This is a genomic window from Pseudomonas sp. GNP012 (assembly GCF_054343835.1).
Map to the genome: position 1 here is coordinate 4,314,288 of NZ_JBTGUU010000001.1, position 26,251 is coordinate 4,340,538.

Genomic DNA, 26,251 nt, shown 5'->3' on the forward strand with positions numbered 1-26,251 from the left:
AGCCTGCCACCCTGAGGCGACAGCCCTGTGACACGAACCCCGGTCGCAAAAGACCGGCCATCATACACCGCGTATTTGAGCTGGCTTAGCTGTTTTTTCCCGGTACGATGAAATCCCCGACGGTTTTGTATCGCCGGTTTGCCATATTGACCGTTCGTCAGCCGCCCCCCGCTTATGACGAAAAGTACTCTGAAACCACTTTGACAATCATTCTCGTTAACATTAAGATCCATCGCAATTGAGTCACAATCAGCGACGGTCCTTCCTTATGTATGTCTGCCTCTGCACTGGCGTCACCGACGGTCAAATCCGCGATGCGATCTATGAAGGATGCTGCAGCTACAAGGAAGTCCGCGTAGCTACCGGCGTTGCCAGTCAATGCGGCAAATGTGCCTGCCTCGCCAAGGAAGTGGTCCGAGAGACCCTGACCAAACTGCAAACGGCCCAGGCTGCAATTCCCTATCCAGCAGAATTTACAGCCGCTTAAGTATCGATTTTCAAAGAACCGGACATATGTCCGGTTTTTTTATGCCTCAAAATCAACTAGTTATGCTCTAGACGCGGAACACAAACATTCTTATTCCGATTAATTTTCATTTAAGTTTCAATAACTTAGGTTTGACACTATTAAATACGCGGCTCAAACTCTGTTCTATTGACAGCTAATACAGGGCAGGACCCCATCATGAAAGGCGACGTTACAGTCATCCAGCATCTCAACAAGATCCTTGCCAATGAGCTGGTCGCGATCAATCAATACTTCCTGCATGCGCGCATGTACGAAGATTGGGGCCTGAACAAGCTAGGCAAACACGAGTACCACGAGTCCATCGACGAGATGAAGCACGCGGACAAGCTGATCAAGCGCATCCTGTTCCTTGAAGGCCTGCCGAACGTCCAGGACCTGGGCAAGCTGCACATCGGCGAACACACCAAGGAAATGCTCGAGTGCGACCTGCGTATAGAGAAAACCGGCCATGCCGACCTCAAGGTAGCCATCGCGCATTGCGAAACAGTTGGCGACTTCGGCAGCCGTGAGCTGCTTGAAGATATCCTCGAGTCCGAAGAAGAACATATCGACTGGCTGGAAACCCAGTTGGGCCTGATCGACAAGATCGGTATCGAAAACTATCTGCAATCGCAGATGGGTGAAGACGAGTAAGTTCCAGGCCATTAATTTCGATGCAATAAAAAGCCCCGCCCTCTTTCGAGTGGCGGGGCTTTTTGTTGCCTGCTCTTGTAGGAGCGAGCTTGCTCGCGATGGTCTTCAACGATAACGCGGGAAGCCTGACGACCCGTGGCGTTTTTGAGTCCATCGCGAGCAAGCTCGCTCCTACAGAGAAACGTGATCAGGCCTCGGTCTTTGGAGCAGCGGCCTTGGCGGCGGCGTCCTTGATCAGGCTCTGCAGCGAACCGTCAGCGGCCATTTCAGTCATGATGTCGCTACCGCCGACCAGCTCACCGGCAACCCACAGTTGCGGGAAGGTTGGCCAGTTGGCGTATTTTGGCAGGTTGGCGCGGATTTCCGGGTTCTGCAGGATGTCCACGTACGCAAACTTTTCACCACACGCCATCACGGCCTGCGCAGCTTTCGCGGAGAAGCCGCACTGCGGGGCATTTGGCGAGCCTTTCATGTAAAGCAGAATGGTGTTGTTGGCAATCTGCTCTTTAATCGTTTCGATGATATCCATGGAGCACCTCGGCTGAACTTTCCGACTCATGGGTCGGCACGGTGGCGCATTGTAACGGAAAGCCGAGCGCCCTGCTCGGTCTCTCCGTCAGACTGATTCAAGCCGCCGCCACGGTCACTGGCACGCCATTGAGCGCGGCATTTCCCGACAGTTCGTCAATCCGGCATTCGTCGGTCAGGTCGTTGGCGCTGGAGCCCGGCTGGCTGCTGGCAATCGACATTTGCACGCCCGGCCGCGCGTGGCCCCAGCCGTGCGGCAGGCTGACCACGCCTTTCATCATATCAAGACTGCCCAGCACTTCGACCTCAATCACACCCACCCGCGAACTGACCCGAACGCGCTGTCCGTCACTGAGCCCGCGACTGGCCAGATCGTCCGGATGCATCAGCAACTGGTGTCGAGGCTTGCCCTTCACCAACCGATGATAGTTATGCATCCATGAGTTGTTGCTGCGTACATGCCGGCGGCCAATCATCAACAACTCGTCGGCGGCCGGCGCCTTCAAGGCTGCGAAGCGCGCCAGGTCAGCGAGAATCGCCGCCGGCGCGGCCTGGATACGTTGATTGGCAGTTTTCAGGCGTGGTGCCAGGTTGGGCTTGAGCGCCCCCAGATCGACACCATGGGGATGATCGAACAAAGTCGCCAATGACAGCTTGAACTCTGAAGTGTCGCCGTACATCCCCATGCGCAGGCCGCGATCGATCATTTGCGCCGGGGCGATGGTCGGCTTCAACTCTTTGTCGGTCCTGGCGGCAAACGCCTTGGCCAGCCCGACGAAGATCTCCCAGTCGTGCAATGCCCCTTCGGGTTTGGCGAGGATTGCGCGGTTGAAACGACTGACGTTGCGCACCGCGAACAGGTTGAATGTAGTGTCGTAATGATCGTTTTCCAGCGCCGATGTGGACGGCAGGATCAGGTCGGCGTAGCGCGTGGTTTCATTGATGTACAGGTCGATGCTGACCATGAAATCCAGCCCGTCCAGTGCCTGCTCGAGCTTTCGGCCATTGGGCGTGGACAGCACCGGATTGCCCGCCACGGTGATCAGCGCCCGGACTTGCCCTTCTCCTTCGGTGAGCATTTCTTCGGCCAGCGCAGAGACTGGCAGCTCTCCGGCGTATTCCGGGCGCCCGGAAACCCGGCTCTGCCACAGATTGAAATGTCCGCCCGAAGTCGTCGCCACCAGATCCACCGCCGGCTCGGTGCACAAGGCACCTCCCACGCGGTCGAGGTTGCCGGTGACCAGATTGATCAACTGCACCGCCCAGTGACAAAGTGTTCCGAAGGCTTGGGTCGAGACGCCCATGCGGCCATAACAGACAGCCGAGGGCGCCGCGGCGAAGTCTCGCGCCAATTGGCGGATCTGTTCGGCGGGTACGGCGCACAACGGACTCATGGCCTCGGCGGTGAACGACGCGACGGCCTCCCGCACGTCCTCCAGACCGTCTACCGGCAGATGGCTGTCGCGAGTCAGACCTTCAGCGAACAAGGTGTTGAGCAACCCGAACAACAGCGCGGCATCACCGCCCGGGCGCACGAACAGGTGCTGATCGGCAATCGCCGCCGTTTCACTGCGGCGAGGGTCGACCACCACCACTTTGCCACCCCGGGCCTGTATCGCCTTCAAGCGTTTTTCCACATCCGGCACGGTCATGATGCTGCCGTTCGAAGCCAGCGGGTTGCCGCCCAGGATCAGCATGAAATCGGTGTGATCGATGTCCGGGATCGGGAGCAGCAAACCGTGGCCGTACATTAAATGGCTGGTCAGGTGATGGGGCAATTGATCGACCGACGTCGCGGAAAACCGGTTGCGGGTTTTCAGCAGGCCGAGGAAGTAATTGCTGTGGGTCATCAGCCCGTAATTGTGCACGCTCGGGTTGCCTTGATAGACCGCCACGGCGTTTTGCCCATGACGTTCCTGAATCGCCGCCAGGCGCTCGGCCACCAGGTTGAATGCCGCTTCCCATTCGATGGGCTGCCATTCATTGCCCACCCGCTGCATCGGCTGATGCAGGCGATCCGGATCGTTCTGGATGTCTTGCAGGGCCACGGCCTTGGGGCAGATGTGGCCACGACTGAATGTGTCCTGGGGATCGCCCTTGATCGACGTGATCTGCACTTTACCGCCTTCGACCTCGGTGGTTTCAATGGTCAGGCCACAGATGGCCTCGCACAAATGGCACGCACGGTGATGGAGAGTCTTGGTCATGGCCAGTCTGTCTTGTTATGGGCGGGCAACGATGGCCGCGGAAACAAAACTATGGCGCCAGACCCGACGCCACGCCAGCGACGTTCGTTTTGTGAATCGAGGGTCATCAGGCCAGCCGATAGCCACCAGAACTCAGTTCGAAGGCAGCCTGGGCGGCGCCTGCAAGTGGATTTGCTGAAGGGGTTCAATCGGTTCGTGGGGGGCCATGCACACCGATCAGGCGCCCGTGTTCGTCGAGCCTGGCAGGGATGAATAACAGGTCAGAAACCGACTGTCAGCGCACCATTGCCGCCCCGCCTGATTGCCAAGCCCCGAGAGGCCGGTGTACAAATGAACTGCTGTTTTCAGGAAACAGGCTTCAAAAGCGCTACCTCGGTGAACCCGTAGCACCTCTGAAACTCCCTAAAAACCGTAGCCCTATTGGTAAGACGCGACATTTAATTATAAGATCGCGCCTTCCCCTATTTCGTCGCCCCGTGCGGCTTACGCCGCAGGTCTCGCCCGTTGTTCCGTCAAACAAGGCTTTGAGCATCTGCGGTTTGTAGCAAAAAGGTAGTCAATGATGAGCGCAAGGCACTTTCTCTCCCTGATGGATTGCACGCCCGAAGAGCTGGTCAGCGTGATCCGTCGAGGCGTTGAGCTCAAGGACCTGCGTAACCGCGGCGTACTGTTCGAGCCTCTGAAAAACCGCGTCCTGGGGATGATTTTCGAGAAATCCTCGACCCGCACCCGAATCTCCTTCGAGGCCGGCATGATCCAGCTCGGCGGCCAGGCGATCTTCCTGTCGCCACGCGACACCCAACTGGGCCGTGGCGAGCCGATCGGCGACTGTGCCATCGTCATGTCGAGCATGCTCGACGCGGTGATGATCCGTACCTTTGCCCACAGCAACCTGACCGAATTCGCCGCCAACTCCCGCGTACCGGTGATCAACGGCCTGTCCGATGACCTGCACCCGTGCCAGTTGCTGGCCGACATGCAGACCTTCCTCGAACACCGTGGCTCCATCCAGGGCAAGACCGTGGCCTGGATCGGCGACGGCAATAACATGTGCAACAGCTATATAGAAGCGGCGATCCAGTTCGACTTCCAGTTGCGCGTTGCCTGCCCGGAAGGCTACGAGCCCAACCCGGTGTTCCTGGCCAAGGCCGGCGATCGCGTCTCCATCGTTCGCGACCCGAAAGATGCCGTGCGTGGTGCACACCTGGTGAGCACCGACGTCTGGACCTCCATGGGCCAGGAAGAGGAAACCGCCAAGCGCCTGGAGCTGTTCGCACCGTACCAGGTCAACCGCGCCCTGCTCGACCTGGCCGCTGACGACGTGCTGTTCATGCACTGCCTGCCGGCGCACCGTGGCGAGGAAATCAGCGTCGACCTGCTCGACGACAAACGCTCGGTGGCCTGGGATCAAGCGGAAAACCGCCTGCATGCGCAAAAAGCCCTGCTCGAGTTCCTCGTTGAACCGGCGTATCACCACGCATGAGCCAGCCATTACTGCTTAACCTGCGCAACCTCGCCTGCGGCTATCAAGACCAACGCGTGGTGCAGAACCTGAACCTGCATTTGAACGCCGGTGACATCGGTTGCCTGCTGGGCTCTTCCGGCTGTGGCAAGACCACCACATTGCGAGCGATTGCCGGTTTCGAACCGGTACACGAAGGCGAAATCCAGCTGGCCGGCGAGACCATCTCCAGCGCCGGCTTCACCCTCGCCCCGGAGAAACGCCGCATCGGCATGGTGTTCCAGGACTACGCGCTGTTCCCGCACTTGAGCGTGGCCGACAACATCGCCTTCGGCATTCGCAAGCATCCGCAAAAGGATCGCGTCACCGAAGAGCTGCTGGAACTGGTCAACCTGAAGAACCTCGGCAAGCGTTTCCCCCACGAGCTTTCCGGTGGGCAGCAGCAACGTGTCGCCCTGGCCCGCGCATTGGCGCCGGAACCGCAACTGCTGTTGCTCGACGAGCCGTTCTCCAACCTCGATGGCGAATTGCGCCGCAAGCTCAGCCACGAAGTACGCGACATCCTCAAGGCCCGTGGCACCAGCGCGATTCTGGTGACACACGACCAGGAAGAAGCCTTCGCGGTCAGCGACCACGTTGGCGTGTTCAAGGAAGGTCGACTGGAGCAGTGGGATACGCCCTACAACCTGTATCACGAACCACTGACGCCCTTTGTAGCCAGCTTCATCGGCCAGGGCTATTTCATTCGCGGTCAGTTGAGCAGCCCGGAGTCGGTGCAAACCGAACTGGGTGAGCTGCGCGGCAACCGGGCCTACACCTGGCCGGTAGGCGGCGCCGTGGACGTGCTCCTGCGCCCGGACGATATCGTCTACGCACCGGACAGCGCACTGAAGGCACGAATCGCCGGCAAGACGTTCCTCGGTGCGTCGACCCTGTATCGCTTGCAACTGCCGACAGGTGCGCAGCTGGAGTCGATCTTCCCGAGCCATGTCGATCGTCAGGTCGGGGCGGAGGTGGGCATTCGTGTCGCGGCGGAACACCTGGTGCTGTTCCAGGCGTCCGGCAGCACGGCGGCGCAGATTCCGGCTGTTGAATCGGGTGTCCGGCGCTACAGCTCCGCTCACTGAACAATACATCCCCTGTGGGAGCGAGCCTGCTCGCGAAGGCGGTGTGTCAGCCAATGAAGATGTTGACTGACAGTCCGCATTCGCGAGCAGGCTCGCTCCCACACTGGATGGGAGTTAACCCAACATAAGCGTTCCACGCGCCACCAACGTCGCATCCCCGCCGATCATCACCCGCTCACCTTCCAGCCGGCAGAACAACTCCCCGCCCCGGGTCGAACGCTGACAGGCCGCCAGGCTCGACTTGCCCAAACGCTTTGACCAGTACGGAATCAGAAGGCAATGGGTCGACCCGGTCACCGGGTCTTCATTGATGCCGATTGCCGGGGCGAAGTAACGGGAAACGAAATCGTGCTGCTCGCCCCGCGCCGTCACGATGGCGCCCAACCATGGCAGTTTCGCCAGGGCCACCATGTCCGGCTTGCAGTCGAGCACGGCTTGCTCCGACTCCAGCACCACGAACAGCTCATTCGAAGCCAGTACCTCGACAGACTTCACACCCAGTGCACGCTCGATGTCCGAGATCAGGTTCACCGGCGATGCAGTGATCGCCGGGAAATCCAGCCACAGCCGTCCACCTTCACGGGTCACACTCAACGGGCCGGATTTGCAGATAAAGTCCAGTCGCTCGACCGGCTCTTTATAGACCTCAAACAACACATGGGCACTGGCCAGTGTCGCGTGACCGCACAGTGGCACCTCGGTGGTCGGTGTAAACCAGCGGATGTGCCAGCCCTGCCCTTCGCGCACGACAAACGCCGTTTCGGCGAGGTTGTGCTCGGCGGCAATCTTCTGCATCAATTCATCGGCGAGCCAGGTATCGAGCCGATAGACCATCGCCGGGTTGCCGCTGAATGGCTGATTGCTGAACGCGTCGACCTGATGAAACTCAATCTGCATACCCATCTCCCTTTGTCAGACCGCCGAGCATGCAGCGCCGACCGAACCGGCACCAGTGACAGAACCGGCTGATTTTCACCATACAGCGCTGCGCTCACGCACGGCCGATATCGGCAAACTTCGCCTGGGTGTGTTCGGCCAGCACGGCCGGCGCCAGTTCGACTTCCAGTCCACGCCGGCCGGCACTGACAAAAATGCTGGCAAAGGGCTGGGCCGAGTTATCAATGAAGGTACGCAAACGCTTTTTCTGCCCCAGCGGGCTGATCCCGCCCAACAGATAACCCGTAGAGCGCTGCGCTGCCGCCGGATCGGCCATTTCGACCTTTTTCACGCCGGCGGCATGGGCCAGCCCTTTCAAGTCCAGGCTGCCGACAACCGGCACCACCGCCACCAGCAACTCTCCTTTCTCGCTGGCCGCGAGCAAGGTCTTGAACACTTGCGCCGGGTCGAGCCCGAGCTTTTCCGCGGCTTCCAGACCATAGGAAGCGGCCTTCGGGTCATGTTCGTAACTGTGTACGCGATGTTCGGCCCGAACCTTTTTCAATAAATCCAATGCGGGGGTCATGGCAGCTCCAGACTGGGCGGCAGAAGAAAATACTGCGCCGGATTCTAGGACATTGATCGTTAAAAGGCTCTACGGCGGCGCATCCATGACGCCATTGCCTGGCCATCCCATTGCGCGATGACTCATTCATTCATGCATCGAATAGTTTTTTTGTGACCGAAAGTTCACTTTCGACCTTTGACAGCAGCGTTTCTTGTCTATATTTTTTCGTTTCTGAAACTGTACGAAACGCCCTACCGTTGTACCCGGCAGTAAACCGCGACCAGGATGGGGATCCTGCCACGGCGAAAAACGCGCGTTGACCATGTAGGCAAGAACGCGCCAGACAACAAAAAAAATTGAGGTTTCAATGACTACTGCTTTACAACAACCGTCGCTCTCGAGCCAATGCATGGCCGAGTTTCTGGGTACGGCGCTGCTGATCTTTTTTGGTACCGGTTGTGTTGCCGCGCTCAAGGTCGCGGGTGCCAGTTTTGGCTTGTGGGAAATCAGCATTATCTGGGGCGTCGGCGTCAGCATGGCGATCTACCTCACCGCCGGGGTTTCCGGGGCTCATCTGAACCCTGCCGTCAGTATTGCCCTGAGCATTTTCGCGGACTTCGAAAAGCGCAAATTGCCTTTCTACGTACTCGCCCAAGTGGCGGGTGCCTTCTGTGGCGCGTTGTTGGTTTACACGCTCTACAGCAATCTATTCTTCGAATTCGAACAAACGCAGCACATGGTTCGTGGCACGCAAGCCAGCCTTGAATTGGCCTCCGTGTTCTCCACCTTCCCGAATCCTGCGCTGACCACCGCCCAGGCATTTCTGGTCGAGGTGATCATTACGGCCATCCTGATGGGCGTGATCATGTCCCTGACCGACGACAACAATGGCCTGCCCAAAGGCCCGTTGGCACCGCTGCTGATCGGCCTGCTGATTGCGGTGATCGGTAGCTCGATGGGACCGCTGACCGGTTTTGCCATGAACCCTGCGCGGGACTTCGGCCCTAAACTGATGACTTTCTTCGCTGGCTGGGGTGAAATTTCCCTCACTGGTGGACGCGATATTCCGTACTTCCTGATTCCTGTTTTTGCACCGATTGTCGGTGCCTGCCTCGGCGCCGCCGCCTATCGCGGGCTGATTGCCCGCCATCTGCCCAGCTCCGTAGCTGCTACAAAGGATGAGCTACCTGCCATTGACGGCAAACCCAGAACATCCTGATACCGTTGGCGCGTGCCCCTGCCCCTTGATCGCGCGCCAGACCTCACTCCCTTTTTTCGTCCAAGGCAATCGACATGACCGACACACAGAATAAGAACTACATCATTGCCCTCGATCAGGGTACGACCAGCTCCCGCGCGATCATTTTCGACCGCGACGCGAACGTGGTCTGCACCGCCCAACGGGAGTTCGCCCAGCATTACCCGCAAGCCGGTTGGGTCGAGCATGACCCGATGGAGATCTTCGCCACCCAAAGCGCCGTGATGGTCGAGGCCCTGGCACAAGCCGGCCTGCACCACGACCAGGTAGCCGCCATCGGCATCACCAACCAGCGCGAAACCACCGTGGTGTGGGACAAGAACACCGGCCGCCCGATCTACAACGCCATCGTCTGGCAGTGCCGACGCAGCACCGAGATCTGCCAGCAGCTCAAGCGCGATGGTCACGAGCAATACATCAGCGACACCACCGGCCTGGTCACCGACCCCTACTTCTCCGGCACCAAGCTGAAGTGGATCCTCGACAACGTCGAAGGCAGCCGCGAACGTGCGCGCAACGGCGAACTGCTATTCGGCACCGTCGACAGCTGGCTGATCTGGAAATTTACCGGCGGCAAGGTGCACGTCACCGACTACACCAACGCCTCGCGCACCATGCTCTTCAACATCCACACCCTGGAGTGGGACGCGAAGATGCTGGAGCTGCTGGATATCCCGCGCGAAATGCTCCCGCAAGTTAAATCGTCCTCGGAAATCTACGGCCACACCAAAAGCGGCATCGCCATCGGCGGTATCGCCGGTGACCAGCAAGCCGCTCTGTTCGGCCAGATGTGCGTCGAGCCAGGCCAGGCAAAAAACACCTACGGCACTGGCTGCTTCCTGCTGATGAACACCGGTGACAAAGCGGTGAAATCCAAGCATGGCATGCTGACCACCATCGCTTGCGGCCCTCGCGGCGAAGTGGCCTACGCGCTGGAAGGTGCAGTGTTCAACGGCGGCTCCACCGTACAGTGGCTGCGTGACGAACTGAAGATCATCAACGACGCCCACGACACCGAATACTTCGCCAACAAGGTCAAGGACAGTAACGGCGTGTACCTGGTGCCGGCCTTCACCGGACTTGGCGCACCGTACTGGGACCCATATGCCCGTGGCGCATTGTTCGGCCTGACCCGTGGCGTTCGCGTGGACCACATCATTCGCGCCGCGCTGGAGTCGATTGCCTACCAGACCCGCGACGTGCTGGACGCCATGCAGCAGGACTCCGGCGAACGCCTCAAGGCCCTGCGCGTGGACGGTGGCGCGGTGGCCAACAATTTCCTCATGCAGTTCCAGGCCGACATCCTCGGCACGCAGGTCGAGCGCCCGCAAATGCGCGAAACCACAGCACTCGGCGCCGCTTACCTGGCAGGCCTGGCCTGTGGCTTCTGGGGCAGCCTGGAAGAGTTGCGTGGCAAGGCCGTGATCGAGCGCCGGTTCGAGCCGACGCTGGATGAAGCGGCGAAGGAAAAACTCTACGCCGGCTGGAAAAAAGCGGTCAGCCGCACCCGCGATTGGGCGGTTGAAGACGAGGCTGAATAAGCGAACTACATCGCCCGTATCTGTCTGTAACTGGTAGGGAGCGGATTCCTGCGGCATCATGGGCAAATTTTGCACGGCAGCCCAAAGGACGCCCCATGAATCTGCCTCCCCGTCAGCAGCAAATCCTCGAGCTGGTTCGCGAACGCGGCTATGTCAGTATTGAGGAAATGGCCACGTTGTTCGTCGTTACACCGCAGACCATCCGCCGCGACATCAATCAGCTCGCGGAAGCCAACCTGTTGCGTCGCTACCACGGTGGCGCCGCCTATGACTCCAGTGTCGAAAACACCGCCTACGCCATGCGCGCCGATCAGATGCGCGATGAAAAACAGCGTATCGGCGAAGCCATTGCCGCGCAGATTCCCGACCATGCCTCGTTGTTCATCAACATCGGCACCACCACCGAATCCATCGCCCGGGCGCTGCTCAACCACAGTCACCTGAAGATCATCACCAACAACCTGCATGTGGCCTCCATGCTCAGCGCCAAGGACGACTTCGACGTGCTGCTGACCGGTGGCAACGTGCGGCGCGACGGCGGCGTGGTCGGTCAGGCCAGTGTCGACTTCATCAACCAGTTCAAGGTCGATTTCGCCCTGGTCGGCATCAGCGGTATCGATGAGGACGGCAGCCTGCTGGACTTCGATTATCAGGAAGTGCGGGTATCCCAGGCGATCATCGCCAATGCCCGACAAGTGATACTCGCAGCCGACTCGAGCAAGTTCGGGCGCAACGCCATGATTCGCCTGGGACCGATCAGCCTGGTCGATTGCCTGGTCACCGATCAGCAGCCTTCCCCGGCGCTGGCGCAACTGTTGAACCAGCACAAGGTTCGGCTGGAAGTCGTTTAACCCCACCATCTCCAGTGCCTACACTGGCGCTATCGCGGGCAAGCCCGCTCCCACAGGCCCGTGTGATCCTTGTGGGAGCGGGCTTGCCCGCGAAGACGATCGCACATACAGCATCCCTCTTGCGCCATAACGCGCATCAAAATGTTCGTAAATTTTCCTTTAACGGCCCTTCGATGAGTATTTTCAATCGAAGCTGACTGGCTGTGCGTCTCTTTATGGGCTAGTATTTTCGCAAATGAACATTAATGTTCGAATTCAAATACAGAACATCAAAGAATTCCGAGGCCGTGCCGATGCCCACTTCCACCTTGCCTACGCCCCCTCTCGCCGAGGTCTACGATATCGCCGTCATCGGTGGCGGGATCAATGGCGTGGGGATCGCAGCAGATGCCGCCGGTCGCGGTCTTTCGGTGTTCCTTTGCGAAAAGGATGACCTGGCCAGCCATACTTCGTCGGCCAGCAGCAAGTTGATCCACGGCGGCCTGCGCTACCTCGAACATTACGAATTTCGCCTGGTGCGTGAAGCCCTGGCCGAGCGTGAAGTGCTGTTGGCCAAAGCACCGCACATCGTCAAGCAAATGCGCTTCGTCTTGCCCCACCGCCCGCACTTGCGCCCGGCATGGATGATCCGCGCCGGGCTGTTTCTCTATGACAACCTGGGCAAGCGCGAGCAACTCCAGGGCTCGAAAAGCCTGAAGTTCGGCCCCGACAGTGCGCTGAAAAGCGAGATCACCAAGGGTTTCGAATACTCCGATTGCTGGGTCGACGACGCACGCCTGGTGGTGTTGAACGCCATGGCCGCCCGGGAACAAGGCGCCCACGTTCACACCCAAACCCGCTGCGTCAGCGCGCGCCGCACCAAGGGCCTGTGGCACCTGCACCTGGAACGCAGCGATGGCAGCCTGTTTTCGATTCGCGCCAAGGCATTGGTCAACGCGGCCGGGCCATGGGTCGCCAGGTTCATTCGCGACGACCTGAAGATGGAATCGCCCTACGGCATCCGCCTGATCCAGGGCAGTCACCTGATCGTGCCGAAGTTGTATGAAGGCGAACACGCGCACATCCTGCAAAACGAAGATCAGCGCATCGTGTTCACCATTCCGTACCTGAACCACTTCACCCTGATCGGCACTACTGACCGCGAGTACACCGGTGACCCGGCTGCCGTTGCAATCACCGATGGCGAAACCGATTACTTGTTGAACGTGGTCAACGCCCATTTCAAAAAGCAGATCAGCCGCGACGACATCCTGCACAGCTATTCCGGTGTGCGCCCGCTGTGCAACGACGAATCCGACAACCCGTCGGCCGTCACCCGCGATTACACCCTGGCACTGTCGGGCAGCGGCGAAGAAGCCCCGTTGCTGTCGGTGTTCGGTGGCAAGCTCACCACTTACCGTAAGCTCGCCGAGTCAGCGCTGGCGCAACTGGCCCCGTACTTCAAGCACATCAAACCGAGCTGGACCGCCGGCGCCGCGCTGCCGGGCGGTGAAGACATGACCACCCCGCAAGCCTTGAGCTCGCGTATCCGCGACAAGTTCGACTGGGTACCGAGCGAGATCGCGCGCCGCTGGGCCACCACCTACGGCAGCCGCACCTGGCGCATGCTCGAAGGTGTACAGGACCTCAGCGACATGGGCGAGCATATCGGCGGCGGTCTCTACACCCGTGAAGTCGACTACCTGTGCAGCGAAGAATGGGCCACCAGCGCCCACGACATCCTCTGGCGCCGCAGCAAGCTCGGCTTGTTCACGACAGTGGCCGAGCAGGACAAGCTCAAGGACTACCTGAACCAGGTCGAACAGAACCGCAGCAAGATCGAAGCGGCCTGATCGGTCACCGGCATAAACAAAAGCCCCTGGATCTCGCGATTCAGGGGCTTTTTCGTATCGATGGATTTCAGTCGCGCAAATCCGATTCGTGAATCGGCTGCTCACGGTGAGTCGCCCGCTGATACTGCGCCGGCCACACGGCCTTGTGCCCGCCCAGGTCATCATCGGCATGCAGCGCCCAGTACGGATCGCGCAACAATTCACGGGCCAGGAAGATGATGTCCGCTTGGCAGGTGCGCAGGATGTGCTCGGCCTGGGCCGGCTCGGTGATCATGCCGACCGTGCCGGTGGCCATGCCCGACTCCTTGCGCACACGTTCGGCGAAACGGGTCTGGTAACCGGGGCCTGTGGGAATTTCGGCATTCACCGCCGTTCCGCCCGACGAGACGTCGATCAGGTCCACGCCCAAGGCTTTGAGGCGACGCGCCAGTTCCACGGTTTCATCGGGGTTCCAGCCGTCTTCCACCCAGTCGGTGGCCGACACCCGGACAAACACCGGCAACTCCTCAGGCCACACCGCACGCACCGCTTCGGTGACCTGCAGCACCAGTCGAATGCGATTTTCGAACGAACCGCCATATTGATCGCGACGCTGATTGCTCAACGGCGACAGGAACTGATGCAGCAGGTAGCCATGGGCGGCGTGCACTTCGACCACCTTGAAACCGGCCGTCAGAGAGCGCTTTGCCGCATCGACAAAGGCCTGGATCACCTTGGCGATCTCGCCGTCATCCAGTTGTCTGGGTTGGGTGTGCTGTGGATCGAATGCAATCGGTGAAGGTCCGACCGGCACCCAGCCGCCCTCGTCGGGTTTGACGCTGCCGTGTTTGCCAAGCCATGGCCGGTAGGTACTGGCCTTGCGCCCGGCATGGGCCAGTTGAATGCCGGCAACGCCGCCCTGGGCGTTGATGAAGCGGGTGATGCGTTGCAGGGGTTCGATCTGCTCGTCATTCCACAGACCGAGGTCCTGAGCGGTGATACGCCCGTCGGCGGTGACCGCCGTGGCTTCGGTAAACACCAGCCCGGCCCCGCCGACAGCACGGCTGCCGAGGTGGACCAGGTGCCAGTCATTGGCCAGGCCATCGGCACTGGAATACTGGCACATCGGCGATACCGCGATACGGTTGGGCAGGGTCAATTGGCGAAGAGTAAAGGGTTCAAGCAGCAGACTCATGGGGCACCTCTCGAATCAGTGGGCAGGCTCCAGGTTCTGTTTGAATAGTCGACGAGTGACAGGAAAAAGGTACAACACCCGCCCCCGCGGGCAAAAAATTCGACAAGACGTCACAAGACCAAAATCAAGCAGTGATTAGAGCCTAGTCGACATCGACGGATGTCGCCCCCTTGTAGGAGCGAGCTCGCTCGCGATGGACGACAGGACAACGCGGGGTATCAGGTTCCCAGCGCCATCGTTCACGTCCATCGCGAGCTCGCTCCTACAGGTGTGGGGTCAACGCGGTTCGATGTGGGCAATCATCAGTTGAACCGTTTCGTTGCCACGAAACTCGTTGAGGTCGAGCTTGTAGGCCAGTTCCACCCACTTGATGGTCGGATTCGGCCAGATGTCGCGGTCGATCCCGAAGGCAATGCCGTCGAGCTTCACCGAACCACATTCACTTTTGAGCACCACTTTGAGATGCCGTTCGCCCACCACGCGCTGCTCGACCAACTGAAACACGCCATGAAACAACGGTTCCGGGAAGTGCTGCCCCCAAGGGCCGGCATGCCGCAGGGCGCGAGCCAGTTCCAGGTGAAACTCCTCCACTGCCAGGGTGCCGTCCGATAACAAGCGGCCAGTCAGGTCTTCTTCGCGCAGTTGCCGGCGCACTTCAGCGTCAAAGGCCTCGGCGAACAGGGGGAAGCTCGCTTCCGGCAACGTCAGGCCGGCCGCCATTGCGTGGCCACCATACTTGGTAATCAGATTCGGATGCTGCGCCGCCACCACGCTCAGGGCGTCGCGGATGTGAAAGCCCTGGACCGAACGCCCAGACCCCTTGAGCAGGCCGTCACCGGCATCGGCAAAGGCGATGGTCGGGCGGAAATAACGCTCTTTCATCCGTGATGCGAGGATACCGATGACGCCCTGATGCCACTCGGGATCGAACAGGCACAAGCCGAACGGCATCGACTCCACCGGCAGATCCTTGAGCTGGGCCAGCGCTTCGCGCTGCATGCCCTGCTCGATGGATTTGCGATCCTGGTTCATGCCATCCAGTTGAGCCGCCATCTCACGGGCCAGACCTGCGTCTTCGGTCAACAGGCATTCGATGCCCAGGCTCATGTCATCCAGGCGCCCTGCAGCGTTCAGGCGTGGGCCGACGATAAAACCCAGGTCGGTGGAGGTGATGCGCGCATGGTCACGCTTGGCCACCTCGAGGATCGCCTTGATCCCGGGCCGGGCACGTCCGGCGCGAATCCGCTCGAGGCCCTGATGCACCAGAATCCGGTTGTTGGCATCCAGCGGCACCACGTCGGCCACGCTGCCCAAGGCCACCAGATCGAGCAGTTCGCCGATATTCGGCTGCGGCTTGCTGGCGTACCAGCCGAGCTCGCGCAATCGCGCACGCAGGGCCATCAGCACATAGAAAATCACCCCGACACCGGCCAGGGCCTTGCTCGGAAACTCGCAACCTGGCTGGTTCGGATTGACGATGGCATCGGCCAACGGCAGCTCCTCACCGGGCAAGTGGTGGTCGGTGACGAGCACCTTGAGTCCGGCCTTTTTCGCCGCAGCCACGCCTTCGACGCTGGAGATGCCGTTATCCACGGTGATCAGCAAATGCGGCTGGCGCTCCAGCGCGACTGCGACGATCTCCGGGGTCAGGCCGTAGCCGTAGTCGAAACGGTTCGGCACCAGATAATCGACATGCGCCGCCCCCAGCAAACGCAGGCCCAGCGTGCCCACGGTGCTGGCCGTTGCGCCGTCGGCATCGAAGTCGCCGACGATCAGAATGCGCTGGCGCTGTTCGAGCGCCGTCACCAACAAATCCACGGCGGCATCAATGCCCTTGAGCTGCTGGAACGGAATCAGCCGTGCCAGGCTCTTGTCCAGTTCCGCCTCCGATTGCACACCTCGCGCCGCATACAGGCGGGTCAGCAGTGGCGGAATATCACCGAGGAATGGCAGGGTGTCGGGCAGCAGGCGAGGTTCAATGCGCATGGGGTGAAAGATGCTTCTCTTCAATACGTAGGATAAAACCGGGTGACGCGCTAAAGCGGCGAAAAATCAGCCGCGCTCACCGGCCAGCCACTGCAACTGAACTTCGTGCTGACCACGGTCGTCGGTGACGAAGATCGTCCCTTCGCTGATCATCACGTCCCACTTGATGACGCGTGGCATGTCTTTGGCCAGGGTCTCCAGGACTTCCTGAGGCACGGCAGCGATGTTGACGTTTTTCAGGTTTTTCACCGCGGGCACCACTTTGCCTTCCCACACACGCAGGCTGCCGTAGGCCAGCAGACTGGTGCGCTCGGTGCGGCGCGAGCACCACGTCAGGCGCTCGGCATCCGGCTGGCCGACTTCGATCCAGTGCAGGACGCGGTCATCCAGGCTTTTTTCCCACAAGGCAGGTTCATCCACTTCCGACAGACCACGGCCGAACGATAGCTGTTCGTTGTACCAGAGGGCGTAAGCCAGCAGGCGCACGGTCATGCGTTCCTCGGTTTCCGAGGGGTGACGGGCGATGGTCTGCTTTACGCTCTCATAGACGCTGCGGTCGAGGTCGGTGAGATTCAGTTCAAACTTGTAGGTCGTGGACGGCTGGGCCATGAACGGGCTTCTTGATACGAGGAAAGGCGGCAAGTCTAACCGATGCGGCGGGCAATCCACGAATTGAAGGTGATCAACCTGAAGCGCCTGACAGTCGGCTATGTTAAAACACTGTACTCGCCCACCCCTTGCCCAGCAGGATCCCGCATGCCGTTCACCGCCAAACCGCTTTCCGGTCTGAAAGTCATCGAATTGGGTACCTTGATTGCCGGCCCGTTTGCTTCGCGCATTTGCGCTGAGTTCGGTGCCGATGTGATCAAGATCGAATCCCCGGACGGCGGTGATCCATTGCGCAAATGGCGCAAGTTGTATGAAGGCACTTCGTTGTGGTGGTTCGTCCAGGCGCGCAACAAAAAGTCCCTGACCCTCAATCTCAAGCACCCCGACGGTCAGGCGATCCTGAAACAGTTGCTCGGTGAAGCCGACATTCTGATCGAGAACTTTCGTCCCGGCGTCCTGGAAAAACTCGGCCTGGGCTGGGACGTCCTGCACGCCTTGAACCCGAAACTGGTCATGGTGCGGCTGTCGGGTTTCGGCCAGACCGGCCCGATGAAAGATCAGCCCGGCTTTGGCGCGGTCGGTGAGTCCATGGGCGGCCTGCGCTACATCACCGGCTTCGAAGACCGGCCACCGGTGCGCACCGGCATTTCCATCGGTGACTCGATTGCCGCGCTCTGGGGCGTGATCGGCGCGCTGATGGCCCTGCGTCATCGCGAGGTCAACGGCGGCCAGGGGCAAGTGGTGGACGTGGCGCTGTATGAAGCCATTTTCGCCATGATGGAAAGCATGGTCCCGGAATTCGACGTGTTCGGCTTCATCCGCGAACGCACGGGCAATATCATGCCGGGCATCACCCCGTCCTCGATCCACACCAGTGCCGACGGCAAACACGTGCAGATCGGCGCCAATGGCGACGCCATTTTCAAACGCTTCATGCTGATCATCGGCCGTGAAGACCTCGCCAACGACCCTCTGCTTACCAGCAACGATGGCCGCGATGCGCGGCGCGACGAGCTCTATGGCGTCATCGATCGCTGGGTCAATTCACTGCCGCTGGACAGGGTGCTGTCGCTGCTCAATCAGGCCGAGGTGCCGGCGAGCCGGATCTTCAGCGCCGAAGACATGTTCAATGATCCTCAGTACCTGGCCCGTGAAATGTTCCTGCAGGCCAAACTGCCGGACGGTAAAGACTTCAAGATGCCGGGAATCGTGCCGAAACTCTCAGAGACACCCGGTGAATGTGAATGGGTCGGGCCACAACTGGGTGAGCACAACGCACAGGTACTCCAGGAACTTGGCTATGACGCGACGCAGATCGCACAGTTGCACAAAGACGGAGCCATCTGAACTGAGGCACCTGCCTGCATGGGTCATTCGGTTCTGCCCGTCGCGCGCTGGCTGCTTGCTTTGCGTGCTGGCGTCCCTGCTCCTGCTCATTGAACCGGTCCCGTCAGCCCTGGCGCAATCCAGGGAAACCCTGATCTGGCTAAAACGCGACCTGCCGCCACTGACGATCTTCGACGGACCGAAAAAGGGCCAGGGCGTTATCGATCAACTGCTTCCCCTGTTGATTGCCGGCATGCCGCAGTACCAGCACAGCGTGATGAGGGTCAATCGTGCGCGTGGCCTGCAAATGCTTCACGAACCGTCCCTCGTCTGCGACGCGGCGCTGAACTGGAGCAAGGAACGGGAACAGTGGATCGCCTTTTCCATCCCGGTCTTCCGTGCCATGAGCAATGGCCTGGCCGTGCGGCGCGTTGACCAGAAGGTACTGACCCCCTTTATCAAGGATGGCGAAGTGGACCTCGCCGAGTTGCTCGCCAGCGGCAACGAAAAACTGGGGATCATCGCCGAGCGCAATTACGGCGAGTACCTCGACGGGCTGCTCAAGCAAGCACCCGCCGACGTGCTGACACCTCATTACGGCGACGACGCCTTGGGCAGCCTCCTGCAAATGCAGCGCCTTGGGCGTTTGCGCCTGCTGTTGGGCTATCGCCCGGAAATCCGCTACCAGGCTTCGCTGCAAGGCATCGCCGAGGATGAATTACAGTTCTATCCAATCCGTGGCACGGGCAAATACCTGTCCGGCTACATCGGTTGCACCGACACGCCAAAGGGCCGACAGGCCATTGCCGAAATCAATCAGGTGCTGCGCACCCTGCCCCGCGAGCGCCTGGACGAGGCTTATGCCGCCTGGCTGGATCCGCAAAGTCGCAGCGAGTACCTGAAAGACAGCAAGGCGTTTTTCGACAATCTGACGCAGCCATGATCAATCCCGGGCAAAAAGAAACCCCGAGAAGTGGGGAAACGACTCGGGGTTAAACGTGGCCTGCTTGAAGACCAGTAGCAGCAAGCTACAAGCACCGGAGCACAATGCTTGATCCTGCTGTTACGAAATCTGACTGACCTGGGCGCGGGAAGGTTCCCACAAAAATCCGTTCAATTGCGGCTGGCCAGAAGCCTGTCCCGGGCAGCATTACGCAATGCCGCGATGACACAAGGCTCAAGGCGTCCTTCAGCGATCAGCACGTCGCGATGCAAACCGTCAACCACATCCGTCAGCAGGCGCTTGTCATTCAACTGAGCCTGATTGAACTCGCGCTCGACCACGGTCGCGCCGATAGCATTTTTCAGGGTCACCCGACATTCGCCACGAATGCCTGACGGGGTCAATGTGACCTGATACGGGCTCAGCGCTTCACCGAGCAACAGACTGATACTTTCCATCCCGATCACCACTCAATAGTCCGAAAACAACGTGCCTGGGGCATGCCTGCAACAGATGACCACCTGCCCGAGAAGAAAGTTCTGGAGACTGACCGCAGGCGAACCTGCCGTGCAGTCAAGAGAGCATGCACGGCGAACATGACAGAGAAAAAACCCGGCCATCACGTTTGTCGGGTGCGCCGGGCGATGTCGGCCCAGCCTCCCAACAAGCCTTTCATCTGGCCATCCGCCGTGTAAAACGGCACTGTCCACTGGTAGATGTCCCTGACCCCCTCCTTGAACAGCAATTGACGCTCGAAGAAACGTGCCCTGCGCGTACTCAACTGCGCCATGAACTCGGCATGCAGCAGTTCCGCGGTTTGTCTGGGCATGACATCGACCTCGATCAACTGTCGTCCCTGCATCCGGTCAAAACGTGTCGACAAGGCGTCCTCATAACTTTTGTTGCACATGATCAAACGCCCTTGCAGGTCACGGACAAACATCGGGTCAGGCATGGCATCCATCAGGGCATGCTGGAATGTGAGCTGATCTTGCAGGTTCCTTTGGGCCTCGACCCGCTGCCTGACGACCACCGCCAAGCGCCGGTTCCAGAGCAGGGACAACAGGCCGAACAGGCTGAGCACAAACATGCCCCAGCAGACCCACTGGTCAAGCCGCTGCCAGAGGCCAGGCGCCTGTGCCGTGGTAGCGCCACCGAACCACTTGCGGCGAAGATCGTGCAGCTCCTGAGCAGGAAAGGCCTCGAGCGCCTTGTTGAGGATGCTCAGCAACTGCGGCTGCCCCTTGCGCACCGCCAGATAATCCGCATCCCATTTGTACGGCACCACAGATCCGATCTGCAGCCGGCCCGACGGAAAAAGCTGGGCGCCGATTTCGCTCTCGATGGTGGCATAGGCTTCTCCGCTTTCAACCCAGGCACGGGCTTCGGCGTAGGTCTTGACCGAACGCAATTCGATGGACGGAAAATCGCGACGGATCATCGCTTCCAGTGCATGCCGGGTCGGTAGCACCAGTACCCGCTTCGCCAGATCCTCCAGCGACTGCACCGGCGGTGCCCCGGCCAATCCGACAAAGACCCATCCTGCACCACCGTACGCATGGCTGAAATCGAGAAACGTCCGGCGTTCGTCATTCATTGACAGCATGGTGCTCAAATCCGCCGCGCCGCTTTCCAGACGAGCCAGCATCTGATCAACGGAAAAAGACTCTTCGTAAACAAACTGCAACCCCGTCATGTCACTGATGCGCTTGAGCATGTCACTGTTCAGGCCCGCCCATTGACCATGCTCATCCTTGAAGAGGTACAACGGGTATTCCAGTGCCGTGACCACGACCCGTGGATGGCTGGCTATCCACTGCAGCTCCTGGTCATCCAGCACGACCGCTGAACGTGCAACAGTCTTCCCACGCTCCTGAATCGATGCAGGGCTTGCCCCTCCCCATTCGGCGACTCCCACGATGCCGAATAAAACCAGCCAGCGCGCGACTGACTTGAACACACTTGTAAACCGCATTCCCATGTCCTTGGTGATCCACTCGCCTGTCCCTTCGCGGCGAGAACACGACAAGTGTGCATGCAGAAATGAAAAAGCCCGTCAGGAGACGGGCTTCAAAATGTTACAGCGCTGACCGGTTACAGCGGCTTGCCACGGTTGCCATGCTGGCTGACAAAGGCCTGCACGGCCTTCAGGTCATTTGGCAATACGGTGCAACGTTCGTCTCGCTCAAACAAATCAGAAAGATGTACAGGCAGTTCGAGAGCTTTTCCTACACCGGCTTTTTCCACGGCGTCCGGGAATTTGACCGGGTGGGCGGTACCCAGGATCACCATTGGAATGTCCAGGCTACGACGACATTCGCGTGCAGCTTTCACCCCGATGGCAGTGTGCGGGTCGAGCACTTCACCGGTCTGCTCGTAGACTTCGGCGATCGTTTCGCAGGTTTGCGCGTCATCCACGGCCAACGAGTCGAACAACTTGCGGGCTTCGGTCCAGCGCTCTTGCTCGACGCTGAAACCACCGCCCTGCTTGAATGAATCCATCAGTCCGGCGATTGCCGCACCATTGCGGCCATGCAGGTCGAACAGCAGGCGTTCGAAGTTCGACGACACCATGATGTCCATGGACGGCGACAGCGTGGCGTGCAGGGTTTCCTTGACGTACTGGTTACCGCTCATGAAGCGGTGCAGGATGTCGTTGCGGTTGGTGGCGACGATCAACTGGTTGATCGGCAGGCCCATGTTGCGTGCCAGGTAACCGGCGAAGATGTCGCCGAAGTTGCCGGTCGGCACCGAGAACGCCACCGAACGCGCCGGGCCGCCCAACTGCAGGGCTGCGTGGAAGTAGTAAACGATCTGGGCCATGATCCGCGCCCAGTTGATAGAGTTCACGGCGACCAGGCGAGTGCCCTTGAGGAAGCCCTGGTCGGCAAAGCTGGCCTTGACCATTTCCTGGCAGTCATCGAAGTTGCCTTCGATGGCAATGTTGTGGATGTTCTCACCGAAGATGGTGGTCATCTGCCGACGTTGCACCTCGGACACGCGGTTGTGCGGGTGCAGGATGAAGATGTCGACGTTTTCGCAGTGCTTGCAGCCTTCGATGGCGGCCGAACCGGTATCACCGGAGGTAGCGCCGACGATTACCACGCGCTCGCCGCGCTTTTCCAGCACGTAGTCAAGCAAACGACCGAGCAGTTGCAGGGCGAAGTCCTTGAACGCCAGGGTCGGGCCGTGGAACAGCTCCAGCACCCATTCGTTGCCGTTCAGCTGACGCAGCGGCGCGACGGCGCTGTGGGCGAACACGCCGTAGGTTTCTTCAAGGATTTTCTTGAAATCAGCGTCCGGAATGCTGCCGGTGACAAACGGGCGCATGACGCGGAAGGCCAGCTCGTGATACGGCAGGCCGGCCCAGGAAGCGATTTCCTCCTGGGTGAAACGTGGCAGGTTTTCCGGGACGTACAGACCGCCGTCGGTGGCAAGGCCTGCCAGCAGGACGTCTTCGAAATTCAGGGCCGGTGCCTGGCCGCGGGTACTGATGTAACGCATGACTGACTCCAATGGACAGTGTTCGTAGTGCCGGACCCGCAAGCGAGCCCGGTCAACGATATCGGCTTAGTTCAGGTGCTCGACACGGATCCGAACAACCGGACCGACCACACCCGCCAAGGCTTCCAAAGCAGCGATGGCATCGTTGATGTGCTGTTCCAGCACGCGGTGGGTCAGCAGGATCATCGGCACCAGGCCGTCGTGCTCCTCGGCTTCCTTCTGCATGATCGACTCGATATTGATGCCGCGCTCCGAAAGGATGCTCGCGACCTGAGCCAAAACGCCCGGATGATCCTTGGCCTGAATGCGCAGGTAATAGGCGCTTTCACAGGCTTCGATCGGCAGGATCGGGTGAGCCGACAGCGAATCCGGCTGGAACGCCAGGTGCGGTACACGGTTTTCCGGATCGGACGTCATGGCGCGAACCACGTCCACCAGGTCGGCGATCACCGACGAAGCAGTCGGCTCCATGCCGGCGCCAGCGCCGTAGAACAGGGTCGAACCGGCAGCATCGCCATTGACCATCACCGCGTTCATCACGCCGTTGACGTTGGCGATCAGGCGATCGGCCGGGATCAGCGTCGGGTGCACGCGCAGTTCGATACCGGCCGCGGTGCTGCGCGCCACGCCCAGGTGCTTGATGCGGTAACCCAGCGCTTCGGCGTAGTTCACGTCAGCGGTGGTCAGCTTGGTGATGCCTTCGGTGTAGGCCTTGTCGAATTGCAGCGGGATGCCGAACGCGATGGAGGCCAGGATCGTCAGCTTGTGAGCAGCGTCGATCCCCTCAACGTCGAAGGTCGGATCGGCTTCGGCGTAACCCAAAGCCTGGGCTTCGGCCAATACGTCCTCGAAAGTGCGACCCTTCTCGCGCATTTCCGTCAGGATGAAGTTGCCGGTGCCATTGATGATGCCGGCCACCCAGTTGATACGGTTGGCGGACAGGCCTTCGCGGATCGCCTTGATCACCGGGATGCCACCGGCCACCGCCGCTTCGAACGCAACGATCACGCCTTTCTCGCGTGCCTTGGCGAAAATTTCATTACCGTGAACAGCAATAAGCGCCTTGTTCGCGGTGACCACATGCTTGCCATTCTCGATGGCCTTGAGTACCAGCTCGCGGGCAACGGTGTAGCCGCCCATCAGCTCTATAACGATGTCGATCTCAGGGTTCGTGGCCACTTCGAAGACATCGGTGGTAATCGCAATACCGGTCGTTTGGAACTGAGGCTTTGGCGTGCGAATGGCAATTTGTGCCACTTCGATCCCACGCCCGGCACGACGAGCAATTTCCTCGGCGTTGCGCTGAAGTACGTTGAAGGTACCGCCACCGACGGTCCCTAACCCACAGATGCCTACTTTGACCGGTTTCACTGTGAACTCCCCATAAAACGGCCGACTCAAGGCCGGCCGTGAAAACAGCCGCATGCTCGCGGCTCTCTATTAATGGCCCGGCGATGTCGCTGCCGGACCATGATCGTCAATGGCTGCCCGTGACGATGCGAATTTACTTCGCGCCCAGCGCCAGTTTGGCGACTTGTGGCGCAGGCTGGTAGCCCGGAATGACCTGTCCGTCGGCCAAAACGATGGCCGGTGTGCCGTTCACGCCGATCGACTGGCCGAGTGCGTACTGTTTGGAAACCGGGTTATCGCACTTGGCGGCCTTGATTTCCTTGCCGTCGACCATTTTGTCCATGGCCGCTTTCTTGTCTTTCGAGCACCACACGGCTTGCAGTTGCTCGTCACCCGGCGAGCCCAGGCCCTGGCGAGGGAATGCGACATAACGCACTTCGATGCCGCGCTTGTTCAGCTCCGGCACTTCGGCGTGGAGTTTGTGGCAGTACGGGCAGGTGGTATCGGTGAATACGGTGATGTGCGACTTGGTTTCGCCAATGGCCGGGTACACCACGGTTTCTGCAACCGGAATATCGTTGATCAGCTTGGAGATGCCCAGGCGCTCGGTCTTCTCGGTCAGGTTGACCGGCTTGCCGTCCTTGAGATCGAACAGGTAGCCCTGCACCACGTACTGGCCGTCGGCGCTGGCGTACAGCACACGGCTGCCCTTGAGCTTGACTTCGTACAGACCGGGCATCGGGCTGGCGGTGATAGTCTCTACCGGCACTTCGAGCTGGAGGTTTTCCAGGCTTTTACGAATGGCTTTGTCGGCCGCGTCATCGGCGACGGCAAAGGTGCTGACCAACGCAATGGCTGCGGCGGCGAAAATCTGGGTCAGACGCATGAGAACTCCTGAAGGCGAACATATGGGACGATCAGAACGCCCGTGCCGAAACACCGGGTCATAACCGCCCATCGTGCAAACCGGTCAAGCCTATCACATAAGATTCCTGTGGCGAGGGGGCTTGTCGGATCGCCACAGGCTCGTATTCCATTTGAAGCACTGAATCACCCCCGTGGATGGTGTTTGGCATGCAGATCCTGCAACCGCGCCCTGGCGACGTGTGTGTAAATCTGGGTGGTCGACAGATCGCTGTGACCAAGGAGCATCTGCACCACCCGTAAATCGGCGCCATGGTTGAGCAGATGCGTGGCGAAGGCATGGCGCAAGGTGTGCGGCGACAGCGACTTGCCAATCCCGGCGACCTTGGCCTGATGCTTGATCCGGTGCCAGAAGGTCTGGCGCGTCATCTGCTCGCCACGCTGGCTGGGAAACAACACATCGCTGGGACGTCCGCCAAGCAGTTCGCTGCGGGCATCACGCATGTAACGCTCGACCCAGACAATCGCCTCCTCGCCCATCGGCACCAACCGCTCCTTGCTGCCCTTGCCCATCACGCGCAGCACCCCCTGGCGCAGGTTGACCTGCTCCAGGGTCAGGCTGATCAGCTCCGTCACCCGCAGACCACAGGCATAAAGCACTTCGAGCATCGCCCGGTCACGCTGGCCGATGGCTTCGCTGAGGTCCGGTGCAGCCAACAGCGCGTCTACGTCTGCTTCCGACAAGGATTTGGGCAATGGCCTACCCAGTTGCGGCATATCGATGCGCAGGGTCGGATCGACGGCGATCAGCTTTTCCCGCAGCAGATAGCGATAGAAGCCACGCACGCCAGAGAGAAACCTTGCCGTTGAACGGGGCTTGTAGTTTTGCTCCAGGCGCCAGGCCAGGTGATCGAGGATCAACTCGCGTCCGGCGTTGATCGGCTCCAGGCCTTTTTCCTGCAGCCAGCCATTGAACAGAGCCAGGTCACTGCGATAGGCATCGCGGGTGTTGTCGGAAAGGCCTTTCTCCAGCCAGAGGGCGTCGAGGAACTGGTCTATCAGGGGATGATCAATGGCGGGCAT

The 26,251-nt window shown here is 59.9% G+C and carries 23 protein-coding genes; 10 read left to right on the top strand and 13 right to left on the bottom strand.

Going from position 1 to position 26,251, the window contains the following annotated elements:
• Positions 1–268: 268 nt before the first annotated feature.
• Together ACXX83_RS19435 and bfr are read left to right on the top strand one after the other, a co-directional pair.
• A complete protein-coding gene (locus ACXX83_RS19435) occupies positions 269–487 on the top strand; it encodes a bacterioferritin-associated ferredoxin (protein ID WP_007985869.1) in 219 nt (72 codons plus the stop codon).
• Between the two features lie 198 nt (positions 488–685).
• Entirely contained in the window at positions 686–1,162 is a 477-nt protein-coding gene (gene bfr, locus ACXX83_RS19440; protein ID WP_007985870.1) for a bacterioferritin, read from the top strand.
• A gap of 187 nt (positions 1,163–1,349) precedes the next feature.
• Here the strand turns inward: bfr and grxD are convergent, their stop codons facing one another.
• Positions 1,350–1,691: a Grx4 family monothiol glutaredoxin gene (grxD, locus tag ACXX83_RS19445; protein WP_007971318.1), complete on the bottom strand. Its 342-nt coding sequence runs from the start codon at positions 1,689–1,691 to the stop codon at positions 1,350–1,352.
• A 97-nt stretch (positions 1,692–1,788) separates the two neighbouring features.
• Positions 1,789–3,897 carry a molybdopterin oxidoreductase family protein gene (locus ACXX83_RS19450; protein ID WP_458549377.1) on the bottom strand — a complete coding sequence of 703 codons (2,109 nt, stop codon included), beginning with the start codon at positions 3,895–3,897 and terminating at the stop codon, positions 1,789–1,791.
• 562 nt (positions 3,898–4,459) lie between these two features.
• Here ACXX83_RS19450 and argF point away from each other — a divergent pair.
• Together argF and ACXX83_RS19460 are read left to right on the top strand one after the other, a co-directional pair.
• Complete coding sequence (argF, locus tag ACXX83_RS19455) at positions 4,460–5,380, top strand: ornithine carbamoyltransferase (RefSeq protein ID WP_126050859.1); 921 nt, start codon at positions 4,460–4,462, stop codon at positions 5,378–5,380.
• The gene (locus tag ACXX83_RS19460) at positions 5,377–6,486 is read left to right on the top strand and encodes an ABC transporter ATP-binding protein (RefSeq protein WP_458549378.1); all 1,110 of its coding nucleotides are present in this window, start codon (positions 5,377–5,379) and stop codon (positions 6,484–6,486) included. The genes argF and ACXX83_RS19460 overlap by 4 nt, the downstream gene beginning before the upstream one ends.
• A 114-nt stretch (positions 6,487–6,600) precedes the next feature.
• On the opposite strand, the gene ACXX83_RS19465 is transcribed toward ACXX83_RS19460, so the two are convergent.
• Together ACXX83_RS19465 and ybaK are read right to left on the bottom strand one after the other, a co-directional pair.
• The gene (locus ACXX83_RS19465; RefSeq protein ID WP_458549379.1) at positions 6,601–7,383 is read right to left on the bottom strand and encodes a PhzF family phenazine biosynthesis protein; all 783 of its coding nucleotides are present in this window, start codon (positions 7,381–7,383) and stop codon (positions 6,601–6,603) included.
• A gap of 94 nt (positions 7,384–7,477) precedes the next feature.
• A complete protein-coding gene (gene ybaK, locus ACXX83_RS19470) occupies positions 7,478–7,948 on the bottom strand; it encodes a Cys-tRNA(Pro) deacylase (protein WP_007971306.1) in 471 nt (156 codons plus the stop codon).
• A gap of 349 nt (positions 7,949–8,297) precedes the next feature.
• Here ybaK and ACXX83_RS19475 point away from each other — a divergent pair, with 349 nt between their 5' ends.
• The 4 genes from ACXX83_RS19475 (at position 8,298) to glpD (ending at position 13,412) form a co-directional block, all read left to right on the top strand.
• Positions 8,298–9,149 (top strand): MIP/aquaporin family protein, encoded by an 852-nt coding sequence (locus tag ACXX83_RS19475; RefSeq protein WP_015096693.1) that lies wholly within the window; start codon positions 8,298–8,300, stop codon positions 9,147–9,149.
• A gap of 74 nt (positions 9,150–9,223) precedes the next feature.
• On the top strand, positions 9,224–10,729 hold the full coding sequence (glpK, locus tag ACXX83_RS19480) for a glycerol kinase GlpK (RefSeq protein WP_015096694.1): 1,506 nt from the start codon (positions 9,224–9,226) through the stop codon (positions 10,727–10,729).
• A 95-nt stretch (positions 10,730–10,824) separates the two neighbouring features.
• Positions 10,825–11,580, top strand: coding sequence for a DeoR/GlpR family transcriptional regulator (locus tag ACXX83_RS19485; RefSeq protein ID WP_007971301.1), 756 nt, complete (start codon positions 10,825–10,827; stop codon positions 11,578–11,580).
• Between the two features lie 293 nt (positions 11,581–11,873).
• Positions 11,874–13,412: a glycerol-3-phosphate dehydrogenase gene (glpD, locus tag ACXX83_RS19490; RefSeq protein ID WP_458549380.1), complete on the top strand. Its 1,539-nt coding sequence runs from the start codon at positions 11,874–11,876 to the stop codon at positions 13,410–13,412.
• Between the two features lie 67 nt (positions 13,413–13,479).
• On the opposite strand, the gene ACXX83_RS19495 is transcribed toward glpD, so the two are convergent.
• The 3 genes from ACXX83_RS19495 to ACXX83_RS19505 form a co-directional block, all read right to left on the bottom strand.
• Complete coding sequence (locus ACXX83_RS19495; protein WP_015096696.1) at positions 13,480–14,586, bottom strand: NADH:flavin oxidoreductase/NADH oxidase; 1,107 nt, start codon at positions 14,584–14,586, stop codon at positions 13,480–13,482.
• 276 nt (positions 14,587–14,862) lie between these two features.
• Positions 14,863–16,572, bottom strand: coding sequence for a single-stranded-DNA-specific exonuclease RecJ (gene recJ, locus ACXX83_RS19500; RefSeq protein ID WP_458549381.1), 1,710 nt, complete (start codon positions 16,570–16,572; stop codon positions 14,863–14,865).
• Between the two features lie 66 nt (positions 16,573–16,638).
• Positions 16,639–17,181 carry a YaeQ family protein gene (locus ACXX83_RS19505; protein ID WP_007971297.1) on the bottom strand — a complete coding sequence of 181 codons (543 nt, stop codon included), beginning with the start codon at positions 17,179–17,181 and terminating at the stop codon, positions 16,639–16,641.
• 147 nt (positions 17,182–17,328) lie between these two features.
• Between ACXX83_RS19505 and ACXX83_RS19510 the strand changes: the two genes are divergently transcribed.
• Positions 17,329–18,528 carry a CaiB/BaiF CoA transferase family protein gene (locus tag ACXX83_RS19510; protein ID WP_458549382.1) on the top strand — a complete coding sequence of 400 codons (1,200 nt, stop codon included), beginning with the start codon at positions 17,329–17,331 and terminating at the stop codon, positions 18,526–18,528.
• The gene (locus ACXX83_RS19515) at positions 18,482–19,450 is read left to right on the top strand and encodes a TIGR02285 family protein (RefSeq protein WP_458549383.1); all 969 of its coding nucleotides are present in this window, start codon (positions 18,482–18,484) and stop codon (positions 19,448–19,450) included. The genes ACXX83_RS19510 and ACXX83_RS19515 overlap by 47 nt, the downstream gene beginning before the upstream one ends.
• Before the next feature lie 170 nt (positions 19,451–19,620).
• Here ACXX83_RS19515 and ACXX83_RS19520 read toward each other — a convergent pair whose 3' ends face one another.
• The 6 genes from ACXX83_RS19520 to xerD form a co-directional block, all read right to left on the bottom strand.
• On the bottom strand, positions 19,621–19,908 hold the full coding sequence (locus ACXX83_RS19520; RefSeq protein ID WP_095965478.1) for a DUF3509 domain-containing protein: 288 nt from the start codon (positions 19,906–19,908) through the stop codon (positions 19,621–19,623).
• A 161-nt stretch (positions 19,909–20,069) separates the two neighbouring features.
• Positions 20,070–21,425 (bottom strand): transporter substrate-binding domain-containing protein, encoded by a 1,356-nt coding sequence (locus ACXX83_RS19525; RefSeq protein ID WP_458549384.1) that lies wholly within the window; start codon positions 21,423–21,425, stop codon positions 20,070–20,072.
• Positions 21,426–21,544: 119 nt separating this feature from the next.
• Positions 21,545–22,954, bottom strand: coding sequence for a threonine synthase (thrC, locus tag ACXX83_RS19530; RefSeq protein ID WP_007971289.1), 1,410 nt, complete (start codon positions 22,952–22,954; stop codon positions 21,545–21,547).
• Between the two features lie 66 nt (positions 22,955–23,020).
• Complete coding sequence (locus ACXX83_RS19535) at positions 23,021–24,325, bottom strand: homoserine dehydrogenase (protein ID WP_085715854.1); 1,305 nt, start codon at positions 24,323–24,325, stop codon at positions 23,021–23,023.
• 133 nt (positions 24,326–24,458) lie between these two features.
• Positions 24,459–25,190 (bottom strand): bifunctional protein-disulfide isomerase/oxidoreductase DsbC, encoded by a 732-nt coding sequence (gene dsbC, locus ACXX83_RS19540; protein WP_015096703.1) that lies wholly within the window; start codon positions 25,188–25,190, stop codon positions 24,459–24,461.
• A gap of 164 nt (positions 25,191–25,354) precedes the next feature.
• Positions 25,355–26,251 (bottom strand): site-specific tyrosine recombinase XerD, encoded by an 897-nt coding sequence (gene xerD / locus ACXX83_RS19545; RefSeq protein ID WP_095965481.1) that lies wholly within the window; start codon positions 26,249–26,251, stop codon positions 25,355–25,357.